This is a genomic window from Herbaspirillum camelliae, from assembly GCF_001929405.1.
GTDB classification, from domain to species: domain Bacteria; phylum Pseudomonadota; class Gammaproteobacteria; order Burkholderiales; family Burkholderiaceae_D; genus Herbaspirillum; species Herbaspirillum seropedicae.
Genome location: NZ_KV880769.1, coordinates 37,524 through 54,028, shown reverse-complemented (window position 1 = coordinate 54,028; position 16,505 = coordinate 37,524). Strand labels below are relative to the sequence as shown.

General features: G+C 62.4%; 10 protein-coding genes and 1 tRNA gene. 5 read left to right on the top strand and 6 right to left on the bottom strand.

Annotated elements, in window-relative coordinates; translation table 11 throughout:
* The first annotated feature begins 170 nt into the window (after window positions 1–170).
* From BGK68_RS00230 to BGK68_RS00210, 5 genes are all read left to right on the top strand, one after another.
* Window positions 171–899, top strand: a complete 729-nt coding sequence (locus tag BGK68_RS00230; RefSeq protein WP_075255416.1) for a transposase — start codon at window positions 171–173, stop codon at window positions 897–899.
* A 189-nt stretch (window positions 900–1,088) separates the two neighbouring features.
* Window positions 1,089–5,765 (top strand): glutamate synthase-related protein, encoded by a 4,677-nt coding sequence (locus tag BGK68_RS00225; RefSeq protein WP_075255415.1) that lies wholly within the window; start codon window positions 1,089–1,091, stop codon window positions 5,763–5,765.
* Between the two features lie 111 nt (window positions 5,766–5,876).
* Window positions 5,877–7,340: a glutamate synthase subunit beta gene (locus tag BGK68_RS00220; protein WP_075255414.1), complete on the top strand. Its 1,464-nt coding sequence runs from the start codon at window positions 5,877–5,879 to the stop codon at window positions 7,338–7,340.
* Between the two features lie 229 nt (window positions 7,341–7,569).
* The gene (locus BGK68_RS00215) at window positions 7,570–9,366 is read left to right on the top strand and encodes a M61 family metallopeptidase (protein ID WP_198937145.1); all 1,797 of its coding nucleotides are present in this window, start codon (window positions 7,570–7,572) and stop codon (window positions 9,364–9,366) included.
* 189 nt (window positions 9,367–9,555) lie between these two features.
* Entirely contained in the window at window positions 9,556–11,025 is a 1,470-nt protein-coding gene (locus BGK68_RS00210) for an SPFH domain-containing protein (RefSeq protein WP_233149208.1), read from the top strand.
* A gap of 108 nt (window positions 11,026–11,133) precedes the next feature.
* On the opposite strand, the gene BGK68_RS00205 is transcribed toward BGK68_RS00210, so the two are convergent.
* From BGK68_RS00205 to BGK68_RS00180, 6 genes are all read right to left on the bottom strand, one after another.
* Window positions 11,134–11,742, bottom strand: coding sequence for a 50S ribosomal protein L25/general stress protein Ctc (locus BGK68_RS00205; protein WP_075255413.1), 609 nt, complete (start codon window positions 11,740–11,742; stop codon window positions 11,134–11,136).
* 159 nt (window positions 11,743–11,901) lie between these two features.
* The gene (locus tag BGK68_RS00200) at window positions 11,902–12,852 is read right to left on the bottom strand and encodes a ribose-phosphate pyrophosphokinase (RefSeq protein ID WP_008332043.1); all 951 of its coding nucleotides are present in this window, start codon (window positions 12,850–12,852) and stop codon (window positions 11,902–11,904) included.
* 128 nt (window positions 12,853–12,980) lie between these two features.
* Window positions 12,981–13,057 (bottom strand) — tRNA-Gln (locus BGK68_RS00195).
* Between the two features lie 77 nt (window positions 13,058–13,134).
* On the bottom strand, window positions 13,135–14,004 hold the full coding sequence (gene ispE / locus BGK68_RS00190; protein ID WP_075255412.1) for a 4-(cytidine 5'-diphospho)-2-C-methyl-D-erythritol kinase: 870 nt from the start codon (window positions 14,002–14,004) through the stop codon (window positions 13,135–13,137).
* Window positions 14,005–14,058: 54 nt separating this feature from the next.
* The gene (lolB, locus tag BGK68_RS00185; protein ID WP_075255411.1) at window positions 14,059–14,682 is read right to left on the bottom strand and encodes a lipoprotein insertase outer membrane protein LolB; all 624 of its coding nucleotides are present in this window, start codon (window positions 14,680–14,682) and stop codon (window positions 14,059–14,061) included.
* On the bottom strand, window positions 14,679–16,481 hold the full coding sequence (locus BGK68_RS00180; RefSeq protein ID WP_075255410.1) for a tetratricopeptide repeat protein: 1,803 nt from the start codon (window positions 16,479–16,481) through the stop codon (window positions 14,679–14,681). Before BGK68_RS00180 ends, lolB begins: the two co-directional genes overlap by 4 nt.
* Between the last annotated feature and the right edge of the window lie 24 nt (window positions 16,482–16,505).

The following is a 16,505-nucleotide window of genomic DNA, read 5'->3' as shown; positions in this document are numbered from 1 at the left end:
GCTGGAGCAATCTGGCCGGTTTTTTTTCATCCGGATTTCCTCCCAAATCCTCCGTCCACATTTTTCGTCATTCCGATGCCAAATTGGCATGGTGATGGCAGGATGGTTTTATTGGGGACGGAGTGCATTAGAATGTGCGCTCCTTTCTTCAGGTTGCTAGCGTATCGGTCATGGCCCGCCTTCCCCGTCTCGTTGTCCCTCATCAACCTCATCACATCATCCAGCGTGGCCATGATGGTCTGCTCGTGTTCCGCGATGCGGACGACCACCTGGCCTTCCTGGGCTGGCTCAAGGATGCTGCGCGCCAATTCAAGGTAGCCGTGCATGCCTACGTGCTCATGCCCGATCACCTGCACCTGCTGGCCACGCCCAGCGACGACCAGGGCCTGGCACGGATGATGCAATGGGTGGGGCGGCACTATGTCCCGTATTTCAACCAGAAGCATGGCCGCAGCGGCACCCTGTGGCAGGGGCGTTACCGCGCCACCGTCATCGATCCTGAGTTGTATCTCTTGCCGGTGTGCCGCTACATCGAGCTCAATCCGGTGCGCAGCGGGCTGACCGTCAGCCCCGGCGACTACCCCTGGTCCAGTTACATGCACCACATCGGGGCCAAGCAGGACGGGTTGATCACGGATCACCCGCAGTATTGGTCGATTGGCAACACGCCCTTCGACCGCGAGATCGCCTATCGCCAGCTCACCGAAGAAGGCCTGCCGTCGGCCGAGGTGCAACGCATCACCGACGCCACCCTCAAGGGCTGGGCGCTGGGATCGGATGAATTCAAGCATGGCCTGGAGCGCGTGACGCGGCGACGGGTCAGTCCGGCCAAGCGCGGCCGGCCAGCATTGGGCGTGACGGAAATCGACACCGAGGATGATGCCGACCAGCAAGAGTAACTGCTGATCCTGAAATAATCCTTTGAAATCAAGTACTTGGCTGCGCTTGATTTCACTGTGTCCCCAATTTTAAAATCCTGAAAATTTTAGGGAATTTAATTTCACTCCGACCCCTTTTATTTTCATTGAACTATTGGGTGCAGTGCACTATTCTTCAAATCCTTACTGTCAAAGTGGTGGAGCACCGTTATGCACGCGCAAGGCCTTTACGACCCAGCAAATGAACATGACGCCTGTGGCGTCGGTTTCATCGCCCACATCAAGGGCAAGAAATCCCATTCCATCGTGGACCAGGGCCTGCTGATCCTGAAGAACCTGGATCACCGGGGTGCAGTCGGTGCCGATCCCTTGATGGGCGACGGTGCAGGTATCCTGATCCAGATCCCCGACCAGTATTACCGTGAAGAGATGGCCAAGCAGGGCGTGGACCTGCCGCCGCCCGGCGAATACGGCGTGGGCATGGTCTTCCTGCCCAAGGAAAACGCATCTCGCATCGCCTGTGAACAGGAAATCGAGCGCGCGGTGCTGGCCGAAGGCCAGATCGTGCTGGGCTGGCGAGATGTCCCCGTGGACCGCGACATGCCGATGTCCCCGACCGTGCGCGAAAAAGAACCGGTGATCCGCCAGATCTTCATCGGCCGCGGCCCGGACGTGATGGTCACCGATGCGCTGGAACGCAAGCTCTACGTGATCCGCAAGTCTTCCGGCCACGCCATCCAGGCGCTGAACCTGTTGCACGGCAAGGAATTCTTCGTGCCCTCGATGTCGGCCCGCACCGTGGTCTACAAGGGCCTGCTGCTGGCCGACCAGGTCGGCGTGTACTACAAGGACCTGCAGGACGAGCGCTGTGTCTCCGCGCTGGCCCTGGTGCACCAGCGCTTCTCCACCAACACCTTCCCGGAATGGCCGCTGGCCCACCCGTACCGCCTGATCGCCCACAACGGTGAAATCAACACCGTCAAGGGCAACTTCAACTGGATGCGCGCCCGCGAAGGCGTGATGCAGTCGGCCGTGCTGGGTGCGGACCTGAAGAAGCTGTTCCCGCTGATCTATGAAGGCCAGTCCGACACCGCCAGCTTCGACAACGCGCTGGAACTGCTGGTCATGGCCGGCTATCCGCTGCCGCAGGCGATGATGATGATGGTCCCCGAAGCCTGGGAAAACCACACCTCGATGGACGACAACCGTCGCGCCTTCTACGAATACCACGCCGCCATGATGGAACCGTGGGACGGCCCCGCTGCGCTGGCCTTCACCGACGGCCGTCACATCGGCGGTACGCTGGACCGTAACGGTCTGCGCCCGGCACGCTACATCGTCACCGATGACGACCTGGTGGTGATGGCTTCCGAATCGGGCGTGCTGCCCATTCCCGAATCCAAGATCATCCAGAAGTGGCGCCTGCAGCCGGGCAAGATGTTCCTGATCGACCTGGACGCCGGCCGCATCATCGACGACAAGGAACTGAAGGACACCTACGCCAACGCCAAGCCCTACAAGCAGTGGATCAACTCGGTGCGCGTCAAGCTCGATGAGTTGAAGGAAGAGCCGCGCCAGCCGTCGTCGTCCCTGAAGCTGCTGGACCTGCAGCAGGTCTTCGGCTACACCCAGGAAGACGTCAAGTTCCTGATGGCCCCCATGGCCAGCGGTGGCGAGGAAGCCATCGGCTCCATGGGCAATGACTCGCCGCTGGCGGTCATGTCCAACAAGAACAAGCCGCTCTACAACTACTTCCGCCAGCTGTTCGCGCAGGTGACCAATCCGCCGATCGACCCGATCCGCGAAGCGCTGGTCATGTCGCTGGTGTCCTTCATCGGCCCCAAGCCCAACCTGCTGGACACCAACAACATCAACCCGCCGATGCGCCTGGAAGTGTCGCAGCCGGTGCTGGACTATGACGACATCGCCAAGCTGCGCAACATCAGCGCGCACAGCGGCGGCAAGTTCAAGTCCTACGAACTGAACATCTGCTATCCCGTCGCCTGGGGCAAGGAAGGCATCGAAGCCCGCCTGGCTTCGCTGTGCGCCAAGGCGGTCGATGCGGTCAAGTCGGGCCACAACATCCTGATCATTTCGGACCGCAAGGTCGATGCCGAGCAACTGCCGATCCCGGCACTGCTGGCCACCTCGGCCATCCACCAGCACCTGGTCAGCAAGGGGCTGCGTACCTCCACCGGTCTGGTGGTGGAAACCGGCTCGGCTCGTGAGACCCATCACTTCGCCCTGCTGGCAGGTTATGGCGCCGAAGCGATCCACCCGTACCTGGCGATGGACACCCTGGCCGACCTGGCCAAGGGCCTGCCGGGCGACCTGTCGCCTGAGAAGGCCATCTACAACTTCCAGAAGGCCGTCGGCAAGGGTCTGCTGAAGGTCATGTCCAAGATGGGCATCTCGACCTACATGTCCTACTGCGGCGCGCAGATCTTCGAAGCCATCGGCCTGTCCAAGGCGCTGGTGGACAAGTACTTCAAGGGCACCGCGTCCAACGTCGAAGGCATCGGCGTGTTCGAAGTGGCCGAAGAAGCGCTGCGCCTGCACACCGCCGCCTTCAGCGCCGACCCGGTGCTGGCCAACGCCCTGGATGCCGGTGGTGAATACGCCTTCCGCATCCGTGGCGAAGAACACATGTGGACCCCGGACGCGATCGCCAAGCTGCAGCACTCGACCCGTTCGAACAGCTACAACACCTACAAGGAATACGCCCAGATCATCAACGACCAGTCCAAGCGCCACATGACGCTGCGCGGTCTGTTCGAGTTCAAGATCGACCCCTCCAAGGCGATCTCGATCGATGAAGTGGAACCGGCCAAGGAAATCGTCAAGCGCTTCGCCACCGGCGCCATGTCGCTGGGCTCGATCTCGACCGAAGCCCACGCCACCCTGGCCATCGCCATGAACCGTATCGGCGGCAAGTCCAACACCGGTGAAGGGGGTGAAGACGTCAACCGTTACCGCAACGAGCTGAAGGGCATCCCCATCAAGCAAGGCGCGACCCTGGCTTCGGAAATCGGCAAGGAACACATCGAAGTCGATATCCCGCTGCTGGAAGGCGACTCGCTGCGCTCGCGCATCAAGCAGGTGGCCTCGGGCCGTTTCGGCGTCTCCGCTGAATACCTGATCTCGGCCGACCAGATCCAGATCAAGATGGCCCAGGGCGCCAAGCCTGGCGAAGGCGGCCAGTTGCCCGGCCACAAGGTCTCGGAATACATCGCCAAGCTGCGCGTGTCGGTGCCGGGCGTGGGCCTGATCTCGCCGCCGCCGCACCATGACATCTACTCCATCGAGGATCTGGCGCAACTGATCCACGACCTGAAGAACGTCAACCCGCGTGCTTCCATCTCGGTCAAGCTGGTCTCCGAAGTGGGTGTCGGTACCGTTGCTGCCGGCGTGGCCAAGGCCAAGTCGGATCACGTGGTCATCGCCGGTCACGATGGCGGTACCGGTGCTTCGCCGCTGTCCTCGATCAAGCATGCCGGTTCGCCGTGGGAACTGGGCCTGGCTGAAACCCAGCAGACCCTGGTCCTGAACGGCCTGCGCAACCGCATCCGCGTACAGGCTGACGGCCAGATGAAGACCGGCCGTGACGTCGTCATCGGCGCCATGCTGGGCGCGGACGAATTCGGTTTCGCCACCGCCCCGCTGGTGGTCGAAGGCTGCATCATGATGCGCAAGTGCCACCTGAACACCTGCCCGGTGGGCGTGGCCACGCAAGATCCGGTGCTGCGCGCCAAGTTCTCCGGCAAGCCGGAACACGTGGTCAACTTCTTCTTCTTCATCGCCGAAGAAGCACGCCAGATCATGGCGCAACTGGGCATCCGCAAGTTCGATGACCTGATCGGCCGCGCCGACCTGCTGGACCGCTCCAAGGCGATCGCCCACTGGAAGGCCAAGGGCCTGGACTTCAGCCGCATCTTCCATCAGCCCGAATCGAAGCTGCCGGTGTACCACACCGACCACCAAGACCACGGCCTGGACAAGGCGCTGGACCACAAGCTCATCGCGCAAGCCAAGACCGCGCTGGAAAAGGGCGAGAAGGTGTCCTTCATCTCCCCGATCAAGAACCTCAACCGCACCGTCGGCGCCATGCTCTCGGGTGAAGTGGCCAAGCGTTACGGCGACGAAGGTCTGCCGGACGACACCATCCACATCCAGCTGCAAGGCACTGCGGGCCAGTCCGCCGGCGCCTTCCTGGCCAAGGGCGTGACCCTGGACCTGGTCGGCGAAGGCAACGACTACGTCGGCAAGGGCTTGTCGGGTGGCCGCATCATCGTGCGTCCCAACACCGAGTTCCGTGGCCGTGCGGTGGACAACATGATTTCCGGCAATACCGTCCTGTACGGCGCCATCAGCGGTGAAGCCTTCATCAACGGCGTGGCTGGCGAGCGTTTCGCTGTGCGTAACTCCGGCGCCACCGCGGTGGTGGAAGGCACCGGCGACCACGGTTGCGAATACATGACCGGCGGCACCGTGGTGGTGCTGGGTAACACCGGCCGCAACTTCGCCGCGGGCATGTCCGGTGGTATCGCTTACGTGTATGACCCGGAAGGCGATTTCGCCGGCAAGTGCAATACCTCGATGGTCAGCCTGGAGAAGGTCCTGTCCGACACCGAGCAGGAGCAGACCCTGGGCCGCGACATCTGGCACAGTCTGCTGCGCGGTGGCGAACGCCAGACCGACGAAGCCATCCTGCGCGGCTTGATTGAACGCCACTTCAAGTACACCGGCAGCACGCGTGCGCGCTACCTGCTGGATAACTGGGCGGCGTCGCGCGCCAAGTTCGTCAAGGTGTTCCCGACCGAGTACAAGCGTGCGCTGGCCGAACTGGCCGCCGCTGCCGAAACGAAGAAGGAAAAGGTCGCTGCCTGATCCATCGTCAGGCAGTGATCGGACTAGTCAATCAAGCACGCCGGCGGGCGTGGCGCCACCCAGAGTGAGAGCGCAGCCCGCCGCAATCCTTAGCGAGAATGTGAGAGGAAAATGGGAAAAGCAACCGGTTTCATGGAGTACCAGCGCCTGAAAGAGGCCAGCGAGGCGCCTGCCACGCGTACCAAGCATTACAAGGAATTCGTCCTGCACTTGAGCGACGCCGATGCCAAGATCCAGGGTGCACGTTGCATGGACTGCGGCATCCCCTTCTGCAACAACGGCTGCCCGGTCAACAACATCATTCCCGACTGGAATGACCTGGTCTATCGCGGCAACTACAAGGAAGCCCTGGACACCCTGCACCAGACCAACAACTTCCCCGAGTTCACCGGCCGCATCTGCCCGGCGCCCTGCGAAGCGGCCTGCACCCTGGGCATCAACAATGACGCCGTGGGCATCAAGTCGATCGAGCACTTCATCATCGACAAGGGCTGGGAAAACGGCTGGGTGGTGCCGCAACCGGCCGCCATCAAGACCGGCAAGAAGGTCGCCGTGGTCGGTTCCGGTCCTGCCGGCCTGGCCGCTGCCCAGCAGCTGGCGCGCGCCGGTCACGATGTGACCGTGTTCGAAAAGAATGACCGCGTCGGCGGCCTGCTGCGTTATGGCATCCCCGACTTCAAGATGGAAAAGTCGCACATCGACCTGCGCGTGGAGCAGATGAAGGCCGAAGGCGTGACCTTCCGTACCGGTGTCTTCGTCGGCAAGGAATTCCCCGAGACCGTCAACAACTGGTCCAAGGAAAGCGTCACCCCCGAAGAGCTGAAGAAGGAATTCGATGCGGTGGTCATCGCCGGTGGTGCGGAGTCCCCGCGTGATCTGCCGGTGCCGGGCCGCGAACTGAAGGGCGTGCATTTCGCCATGGACTTCCTGCCGCTGCAGAACAAGGTCAATGCCGGCGACAAGCTGAAGAACCAGATCATGGCCACCGGCAAGAATGTGGTCGTCATCGGCGGTGGCGATACCGGTTCGGACTGCGTGGGTACCTCCAACCGTCACGGCGCAGCCTCGGTGACCCAGTTCGAACTGATGCCGCAGCCGCCCGAGTCGGAAAACAAGCCGCTGGTCTGGCCCTACTGGCCGATCAAGCTGCGCACCTCTTCCTCGCACGAGGAAGGCTGCCAGCGCGATTTCGCCGTGACCACCAAACGCCTGGAAGGCAAGGGCGGCAAGGTCGAGAAGCTCATCGCCGCACGCGTCGAGATCAAGGATGGCAAGATGGTCGAAGTGCCGGATTCGGAATTCGAGATCAAGGCTGACCTGGTGCTGCTGGCCATGGGCTTCGTCTCGCCGGTGCAGCAGGTGCTGGATGCCTTCGGCGTCGAGAAGGACGCGCGTGGCAACGCCAAGGCCACCACCGACGGCGAAGGCTGCTACAAGACCTCGGTGGACAAGGTCTTTGCGGCAGGCGACATGCGCCGTGGCCAGTCGCTGGTGGTGTGGGCGATCCGCGAAGGCCGCCAGTGCGCACGCGCAGTCGATGAATTCCTGATGGGTTCCTCGCTGCTGCCGCGCTGATCCGCTGTGTGGATGGCTGAAAACGATTTATATGATTTAAATGATTAGAGCGATTAGAGTGATGAGAACGCTTTAACGGTTAAACGGTTAGCTTCATTTGACCCTGGACCCGGGCCGACGCAAGTCGGTCCGGTTTTTTTTCGTCCATGGCAGGTGCGCCATGCGCTGCGGCCGCGCGTGTAAAATGGGCCATCGCCGCCTGCCGGCACCATCCCTACCGCATATCGCAATGGCAACCCCGATCCGCTACCGCATCACTTCCCTCGATCCCGCCTCCCACCTCTTTGACGTCAGCGTGACCGTCGACACGCCAGCGGTCGAGGGGCAGGTCTTCTCGCTGCCGGCCTGGATTCCGGGCAGCTACATGATCCGCGAATTCGGCAAGAACATCGTGCAATTGCGCGGTGAATGCAATGGCCGCAAGGTCGCCGTGAAGAAGCTCGACAAGCACACCTGGCAAGCCGCTCCCTGCAAGGGAGCACTGACGCTGCACTACCAGGTCTATGCCTGGGATCTGTCGGTGCGCACTGCGCATCTGGACCGCACCCACGGCTTCTTCAATGGCACCAGCGTCTTCCTGTGCGCACATGGCTTCGAACAGGGTGAACACGTAGTGGAGATCGTCCGCCCCGAAGGCGAGGAGTTCAAGCGCTGGCGCGTGGCGACGGCCATGTCCGAGCTCAAGGCCAAGCGCTATGGCTTCGGCACCTACGGGGCGCAGAACTATGACGAACTGATCGATCATCCGGTGGAGATCGGCGATTTCGCCCTGGCGACCTTCCAGGCGCATGGCGTGCCGCATGACGTGGTCATCACGGGCCGCGTTCCCAATCTGGACCTGGCGCGCCTGTGCGATGACCTCAAGAAGATCTGCGAAGCGCAGATCGCCTTCTTCGAGCCGCGCAGCAAGCGTGCGCCCATGGATCGTTATGTCTTCATGACGCTGGCCGTGGGCGATGGATACGGCGGCCTGGAGCATCGCGCCTCGACCGCGCTGATCTGCGCGCGCGCCGACCTGCCGGTCAAGGGCAAGCCGGAGCAGACCGATGGCTACCGCACCTACCTGGGCCTGTGCAGCCATGAATATTTCCACACCTGGAACGTCAAGCGCATCAAGCCGGCGGTGTTCGCCCCCTATGACCTGAGCCAGGAGAACTACACCTCGCTGCTGTGGCTCTTCGAGGGCTTTACCAGTTATTACGACGATCTGTTCCTGGTGCGCACCGGCGTCATCGATACCGACAACTACCTCAAGCTGGTCGGCAAGACCGTCACCGGCGTGCTGCGCGGCACGGGCCGCAAGAAGCAGAGCGTGGCCGAGTCCAGCTTCGATGCCTGGGTCAAGTATTACCGCCAGGATGAAAACGCCAGCAACGCCATCGTCAGCTACTACACCAAGGGTTCGCTGGTGGCGCTGGGGCTGGACCTGACGATACGCGCGCAGACCCGTGGCCGCCGTTCGCTGGATGATGTGATGCGCGGCCTGTGGACCCGTTATGGGCGCGACTTCTACAACGGCAAGCAGCAGGGCGTGCCGGAAGAGGGCATCCTCGCCCTGATCGAAGAATTGAGCGGCGCCGACCTGAAGCGCTTCCATGACCGGCACATTCGCGGCACTGAAGATGTACCGCTGGAAGAATTGCTGCCAGCCTTTGGGGTGAGCTACGAGACGAGCCTGCCGGCCGATGCCAAGCCCTGGCTCGGTGCGCGCATCGCCAAGGAGGGCGGCGACGCCAAACTGGCCGCTGTCTACGAGGGTGGTCCGGCCATGCAGGCAGGGCTGTCGGCGGGTGACAAGCTGGTGGCCATCGATGGCCTGCGCGTGCCGGCCTCGGGGCCGGATGGCTTGCTGGCCCGCTATCGCCTCAATGACACCGTGCGCATCCACGCCTTCCGCCGTGACGAGCTGATGGAATTGAGCGTCAGGCTCAAGGCCGATACCGCTCCCCAGGTCAGCCTCAAGGCGTTGGCCAAGCCGGTGGCCACGGCGCGCCAGCGGGCGGCCTGGCTTCATCAGGGCAAATAAGCACGCCTGGGCGGGATACCTCGCTTCTTCTTTGGGCAGAGAATTGCGTTAAAGAAAATTTCTTGTAGGATGAGAGCCTCGCAGAATCTGTGCTGATGCTGAAAGACCTCGTCGAAGGTCTGGCGTACATGCAATTTCTGCCGTCCGGATGAGTCCAAGCTCATCCGTCTTTCATCCACAAGGAGAGGTATGAATAATCTGAATATCCTGGAGTTGGGTCTGATCGCGGCGGCGGCCCTGCTGCTGATCGCGATCTTCATCATCGCCGTCACCCTGCGGCGCGTCGTGCCGACCAACATGGTGCACATCGTCCAGACGTCGCACTCCAGCACCCCCTATGGCCGTGGCAAGCCGGCCGGCAACACCTACTATGCCTGGCCTAGCTGGGTGCCCAAGCTGGGTATCACGGTGACCGAATTCCCGGAAAGCATCTTCCAGGTCGCCCTGAACAACTACGAAGCCTATGACAAGGAGCGCCTGCCCTTCGTCATCGACGCCGTGGCCTTCTTCCGCGTCGACAATGCCGAGACGGCCGCCCAGCGCGTGGCCACCTTCGACGCCTTGCACACCGACCTCAAGGCCGTCTTGCAGGGTGCAGTGCGCCGCGTGCTGGCCACCAATGCGCTGGAAGACATCATGCAGTCGCGCGCCGAGCTGGGCGCGCAGTTCACGGCGGAAGTACAGGAGCAGATTTCGCAATGGGGCGTGCTGCCAGTCAAGACCATCGAGTTCATGGACCTGCGCGACGCCAATGGCAGCAATGTCATCAACAATGTGATGGCCAAGGAAAAGTCGCGCATCGACATGGAAAGCCGCGTCAAGGTCGCCGAGAACCAGCGCCAGGCCGAGCTGGCCGAGATCGATGCCAAGCGGACCGTGGAAGTGCAGCGCCAGGATGCAGCCCAGCAGATCGGTCTGCGCACGGCGGAAAAGGAAAAGCAGGTCGGTATCGCCAACGAGCAGGCCCAGCAGGAAATCAAGGCGGCCGCCAAGACCACCACCGAGCGCGATATGGACGTGAAGAAGGTGCAGGAAGTGCGCGGCGCCGAGATCGCCCGCGATGTGGCGGCGGTGCGGGCCGAGCAGGAAAAGCAGGTGGCCGTGGTCAATGCGGATGCGCAGAAGCAGGTGCAGGTCATCAATGCCGATGCCCAGAAGCAGGCCGTCACCACCAAGGCCGAAGGCGACCTGGCCGCCGCGCTCAAGGAAGCCGATGGTATCCGCGCCCGTGGCGAGGCGGCAGCCGCTGCCGAGCAGGCCATGCTGATGGCGCCAGTGACCACGCAGATCCAGTTGGCCAAGGAGATCGGCGCCAATGCCGGTTACCAGCAATACCTGATCACCATCAAGCAGGTCGAGGTGGGCCGCGATGTCGGCCTGGAAATGGCCCGCGCCATGCAGCATGCCGACCTGAAGGTGATCGCCAACGCCGGCGACATGCAGCAGGGCGTGGCTAGCCTGGGCGACTTGTTCACCCCGGCCGGCGGCACCAAGCTGACCGGCATGCTGGCGGCATTGAGCCAGACGCCCGAGGGCCGACAGTTCCTCGATCACGTCACGCCCTTGCTGGCCAAGGGCGCCACGACCGGCGCGCTGGTGGGCGCGGCCTCGGGCAGCGCGACTGCTGGCGCAGTGGCGGGTGAGGCGGCACAGAAGTAAGTCCGGTGAGCGTGGCGCGCAGAAGCGCGCGCCGTCGTTCATTCTCCACAATAAAAAAAACCCGCAGGCTTGCGCTTGCGGGTTTTTTCTTGCAGCGGAAAAAGCGGATTACTTGGCTTCTTCAGCGCCGCCAGCAGCAGCTTCACCTTCAGCGGCCACTTGACCAGCCGGCACGGTGGCGGTGGCGATGGTCAGGTTTTCCTGGGTCACGGCGGTCACGCCGTTGGGCAGCTTCAGGTCAGCCAGGTGGATCGATTGACCGACGTCCAGCTTGGCCAGGTCGACTTCGATGAACTCAGGCAGGTTCTTCGGCAGGCAGGTCACGTCCAGTTCAGCAGCCACGTGGCTGATGATGCCGGCGTGCAGCTTGACGGCCGGCGAGATCTCGGCGTTCACGAAGTGCAGGGGCACCTTGGTGTGCAGCTTCTGGGAAGCATCCACGCGTTGGAAGTCAACGTGCAGGACCAGTTGCTTGAAGGCGTGGACTTGGAAGTCACGCAGCAGCACTTGCTCGACCTTGCCGTCGATTTCCAGGTCCAGGATGGACGAGTGGAAGGTTTCCTTCTTCAGGGCGTGGTACAGCGCGTTGTGGTCAACAGCGATGTTCAGCGGGGCAGCGGTGCCACCGTAGACGATACCCGGGGTTTGACCCGCGCGACGCAGGCGGCGGCTCGCTCCGGTGCCCTGTTCATTACGCGGAAAGGCGATGACTTTCATGTGATAACTCCAATGTTGGCGGGGCTCGTCGTGGAATCATTCCATGGACGGTTGCCCCGTGAGATAAATATTCCCCGCGACCAGGGAATACGAAAAAACCTCGCTGCGACTACAAGCTACTACAACGCAACAACGCCGCAGCGAGGCGAATGCAAAATCTTACTCAGCAAACAGCGACATCACCGAGTCACCCTTGGTGATGCGCTTGAAGGTCTCGGCCAGCAGGTCGGCGCAGGTCAGCTGACGCACCTTCGGGCAGCCGCGTGCAGCAGGCGACAGCGGGATGGTGTCGGTGACGACCAGTTCGTCCAGCGGCGAATTGGCGATGCGATCGATGGCCGGGCCGGACAGCACCGGGTGCGTACAGTAAGCCACGACCTTCTTGGCGCCACGTTCCTTCAAGACTTCAGCGGCCTTGGTCAGGGTACCGGCGGTATCGACCATGTCGTCCATGATGACGCAGTTGCGGCCTTCGACTTCACCGATGATGTTCATCACTTCGGAGACGTTGGCCTTCGGACGGCGCTTGTCGATGATGGCCAGGTCGCAGTTCAGGCGCTTGGCCAGCGCACGGGCGCGCACCACGCCGCCGACGTCGGGCGAGACCACCAGCAGGTCGTCGTAGTTCTTGTTGACCAGGTCGCCCAAGAGGATCGGCGAGGCGTAGATGTTGTCCACCGGGATATCGAAGAAGCCCTGGATCTGGTCTGCGTGCAGATCCATGATCAGGACGCGCTCAACGCCGGCTTCCTGCAGCATGTTGGCCACGACCTTGGCCGAGATCGCAACACGCGCCGAACGCGGGCGGCGGTCCTGGCGGGCATAGCCGAAGTAGGGGATGGCGGCGGTGATGCGACCGGCCGATGCGCGCTTCAAGGCATCGACCATGATCATGATTTCCATCAGGTTGTCATTGGTCGGTGCGCAGGTGGACTGCAGCACGAAGACGTCCTTGCCGCGAACGTTTTCATTGATCTCGACCATGACTTCGCCGTCGGAGAACTTGGAAACATTGGCCTTGCCCAGCGGGATACCGAGTTTCTCAGCGACGCCGCGCGCCAGTTCGGGGTTGGCGTTGCCAGTAAAAACCATGAGGTTTTCAAGTGCCATGTGGGTATCCCTGAATGCAATCGTTAAAAAGTCGAAAAGCCGACAATGCTTGACTTGTTCGGTCTCACATTGACGGCTTATTTTTCTGACTGGACCCGGGCCTGAACTGAAGGCCTGTCCGAATTAAATGGCAGGGGAACAAGGATTCGAACCTTGGAATGCCGGAATCAAAATCCGGTGCCTTAACCAGCTTGGCGATTCCCCTACGCAACTTGCTGTTTGCCGTGCCGGCGCGCTCATCATCAGGCGCTGCGTCTTCGTCAAACCAATTCTCAATTCTCTTTACGACTGCACTAAATGGGCGAGAGGATGTTCCTGCATCGCTTTGGCTTTCCAGCCGATCCAGCGCGAAGGCAATTGCTTGAGCACTTCGTCTGCCTGATGTTCGTGTTCGAATGCACAAAACACACAGGCGCCAGATCCGGTCATTCTTGCATTCCCGAATTTGCCCAGCCATTCGACTGCTGCTGCAACTTCGGGGAAATGCGCGGTTGCCACCATTTCCAGATCGTTTTTCCCGAAGCTGGAAGCAACTTGTTTCGTCGCATCAGGAAAGTCCGTTATTCTGACGGGTTGCGTATCCCTTGTCAACAACTTTGATGAAAAAATTATTGAAGTTGGAACAGATACGCCCGGCTCGATCACCACATACCAGCACTCGGCGGTATGCAGCACCGACAATTCTTCACCCACACCTTCGGCGAATGCATTGCGGCCGAACAGGAAGAAGGGAACATCAGCACCCAGCTTCAGGCCCATCTCCATCAGCGAGGCGCGATTGTAGCCGCATTTCCATAAATGATTCAAGACCAATAAGGTCGTGGCCGCATCGGAAGAACCGCCACCGACTCCGCCGCCCATGGGCAGGACCTTGTGCACTGTGATGTCCGCCCCCAGCTCCGGGCGGCCTGCGGCGTCGCGCAGGAGATGCGCGGCGCGGATCACCAGGTCCGATTCAGCGGGCACGCCTGGTACGTCATTGGTACGGCGGATATTTCCATCCTCGCGCAGGCTGAAGTCCAGGGTGTCGCAGCGGTCGATGAGCTGGAAGGCCGATTGCAGCAGATGATAGCCATCCGGTCGGCGGCCGGTCACATGCAGGAACAGGTTCAGCTTGGCCGGCGCCGGGCAGGCGGTGAGGGTGGTGGTCATGCGCAGTGCGGATTGTTCGGTTGAGGGTGAAACGTGATGCTGGATGAAGAAGAATCAGGGCTTCTTCCAGTTGTCGATAGCAATGCGGATCGATACCTTGCCGGCCTGCGTGGTGCTGCGCACGAGGTCGATGCGCTTGGGCCGCACCTGGCCACTGGCGGCATCGCTCTCCCAGTTGGCATAGGTGACGCGCCAGCCATCGCGGGTGGCGAAGCTGGCGTCGTTGTCACCGGCCTTGGCCACGAAAGGCTTGCCGGTGGCATCGATGCCGCTGCCTTGCAGCCACTGGCGCATGCCCGAGACCGGCAGCGGCCAGCCCAGCGATTGCGCCGCCAGGGCATCGACGTCAGCGGCCACCTGCGGCGCGCGGCCCGACTGCACCAGCGTGGCGATGCCGGGCTTGACGTTGATGGTGGCCACCGTCTGGCCCAGCGGCGAGAACATCTCCAGGTTCAGCTCCTGCGCAGTCTGCTTCCAGAAGAAGCTGCCGTGCAGCGATTGCGGACGATCATCCTGCTCGTACTGCACCGAGATGCGGCCATCGATCTCGATGCTGTTCTGGTAGGCGGGCGCCGAGGCGTTGGTTGGCACGGCATCCTGCGACACCGTGGCGCAACCGGCCAGCAATGCAACCACGCAGGCCGCACTGGCCTGCATCAGCAAGCGGCTGCGGCTCATAGCTTCACATTGAGCCGCGTGAGCGTGCTTTTGAGGACTTCGTTGGAGGGGTCCTTCAGGGTGACTTCGCGCCAGACCTTGCGCGCCTCATCCTGCTTGCCGCGAGTCCACAAGACTTCGCCGAGGTGCACGCCGATCTCGGCGTCGGCGCGCAGGCCATAGGCGCGGCGCATCTGCGTCTCGGCCTCATCCAGCCGGCCCATGCGGAACAGCACCCAGCCCAGGCTGTCGGCGATGAAGGCGTCCTCGGGCGCCATCTCGGCGGCCTTCCTGATCAGTTCCAGCGCTTCGGGCAGGCGTACATTGCGATCGGCCAGCGAATAGCCCAGCGCGTTGTAGGCATGCTGGTTGCCGGGGGCGAGCTTGATGACCCGGCGCAGGGACGCTTCCATCTCGTCGTACTTGCCCAGCTTGTCCAGCACCATGGCGTAGTCATAGAGCAGGTCGGTATTGTTGGGGAAGCGCTCCAGGCCGGCCTTGATGACCTCGGCGGCCTCCTGGTTGCGGTTGGCGTCGCGCAGCAGGGCCGATTCGGCCTGCAGCAGTTGCAGTTGCTCACCGTCGTTGGTCGATTCCGATTGTGCCGCTTCCAGCGCCTTGCGCGCACCTTCGATATCGGCCTTGCGCGCCAGCAGTTGGGCGCGGCGGACCTGGATGTTCACATAGCCTTCGGTGCCGGGTTCACCCCGGTCCAGGTAGCGCAGCGCGCCATCGATGTCGCGGCGCTCCTCGGCGATGCGCGAGAGCAGCAGGATGGCCTGGCTGGGATCGCGGTCTTCCTCGGGCATGGCCGAGAGCACCTGCAGGTAGCGCTGCAGGTAGTACTCGGCGTCCTTGAGCTGATCGGTCTGGGCCGACAGCACGCCCAGGGCGAACAGGGTGGTCGGGTCTTCGCCGTCTTCCTTGAGCAGGGCTTCGAACTGGGTGCGGGCGTCCTTGTAATCCTTCTGCTCGACCAGGGTGCGGGCGTAGGCCACGCGCACTTCACGCGCATCCGGATACTTGCGCAGGAACTCGGTGACCAGCTTGGTGGCTTCCTTGTTGTCCGACGCGACCTGGGCGGCGGTCAGCACGGCCAGTTCGGAATCGGGCTTGATCTTCATGGCGGCGCGCGCCTCGCGCTGCGCATAGGTGGAGTCCCCCACGCTGAAGGCGCCCTGGGCCAGGGCCAGGTGGGTTTCCATCAGGTCGCCGTAGGGCTGGCTGATCTTTTGCAGGATGGCGAAGCTGGCCTGCTTGTCCTTGGCGCGCACCAGCAGGCGCTGGATCTGCAGCAGCATCGGCCCACGCGCTTGCGGAGCGGCCTCGGCCAGGCGCTGGGTCAGCAGGGGCTCGATCTCGTCCACGCTGTCCGAGAGCATGATCAGGCCCAGGTAGTTTTGCAGGGCTTCATCCGAATGCGGGGCCAGTTCGGTCCACAGGCGCACCGCCACCAGTGCTTCGCTGGGCTGGCGCGCCGTCACCGCCATCTCGGCGGCGCGCTTGGCCAGGCGCGGATCGCGTGTCTGCTGGGCTGCCGCCAGCATGGTCACGTAGGCCGGCTGCCATTGGCCGCGCTGGAAGGCGATCTCGGCGGTGAGCACCTTGTAGAGGATGTCCTCGCTCAGTTCGACGGCCGGCAGCGCATCTTCCTGCTGCTGGACCTTGGCCTTGGGCGTCTTCTTGCGGGCGGCCGCCTTGGCCGAAGCGCTCTTCTGGTCCTGGGCCGCCGTGGCGCTCGCCTTCTCGCCGGACGGCTGGAAGCTCGCGCAGGCCGTCAGCAGCAGGGAACTGGTGAGGAGGGCGATGGTTTTTTTCAAGATGTCATCCTGATGATTCGGAGG

Excerpts from the sequence above, each read along its gene's own strand:
- BGK68_RS00230 (WP_075255416.1), top strand. The coding sequence starts at position 171 with ATGGCCCGCCTTCCCCGTCTCGTTGTCCCTCATCAACCTCATCACATC.
- BGK68_RS00225 (WP_075255415.1), top strand. The coding sequence starts at position 1,089 with ATGCACGCGCAAGGCCTTTACGACCCAGCAAATGAACATGACGCCTGT.
- BGK68_RS00220 (WP_075255414.1), top strand. The coding sequence starts at position 5,877 with ATGGGAAAAGCAACCGGTTTCATGGAGTACCAGCGCCTGAAAGAGGCC.
- BGK68_RS00215 (WP_198937145.1), top strand. The coding sequence starts at position 7,570 with ATGGCAACCCCGATCCGCTACCGCATCACTTCCCTCGATCCCGCCTCC.
- BGK68_RS00210 (WP_233149208.1), top strand. The coding sequence starts at position 9,556 with ATGAATAATCTGAATATCCTGGAGTTGGGTCTGATCGCGGCGGCGGCC.
- BGK68_RS00205 (WP_075255413.1), bottom strand. The coding sequence starts at position 11,742 with ATGAAAGTCATCGCCTTTCCGCGTAATGAACAGGGCACCGGAGCGAGC.
- BGK68_RS00200 (WP_008332043.1), bottom strand. The coding sequence starts at position 12,852 with ATGGCACTTGAAAACCTCATGGTTTTTACTGGCAACGCCAACCCCGAA.
- ispE (WP_075255412.1), bottom strand. The coding sequence starts at position 14,004 with ATGACCACCACCCTCACCGCCTGCCCGGCGCCGGCCAAGCTGAACCTG.
- lolB (WP_075255411.1), bottom strand. The coding sequence starts at position 14,682 with ATGAGCCGCAGCCGCTTGCTGATGCAGGCCAGTGCGGCCTGCGTGGTT.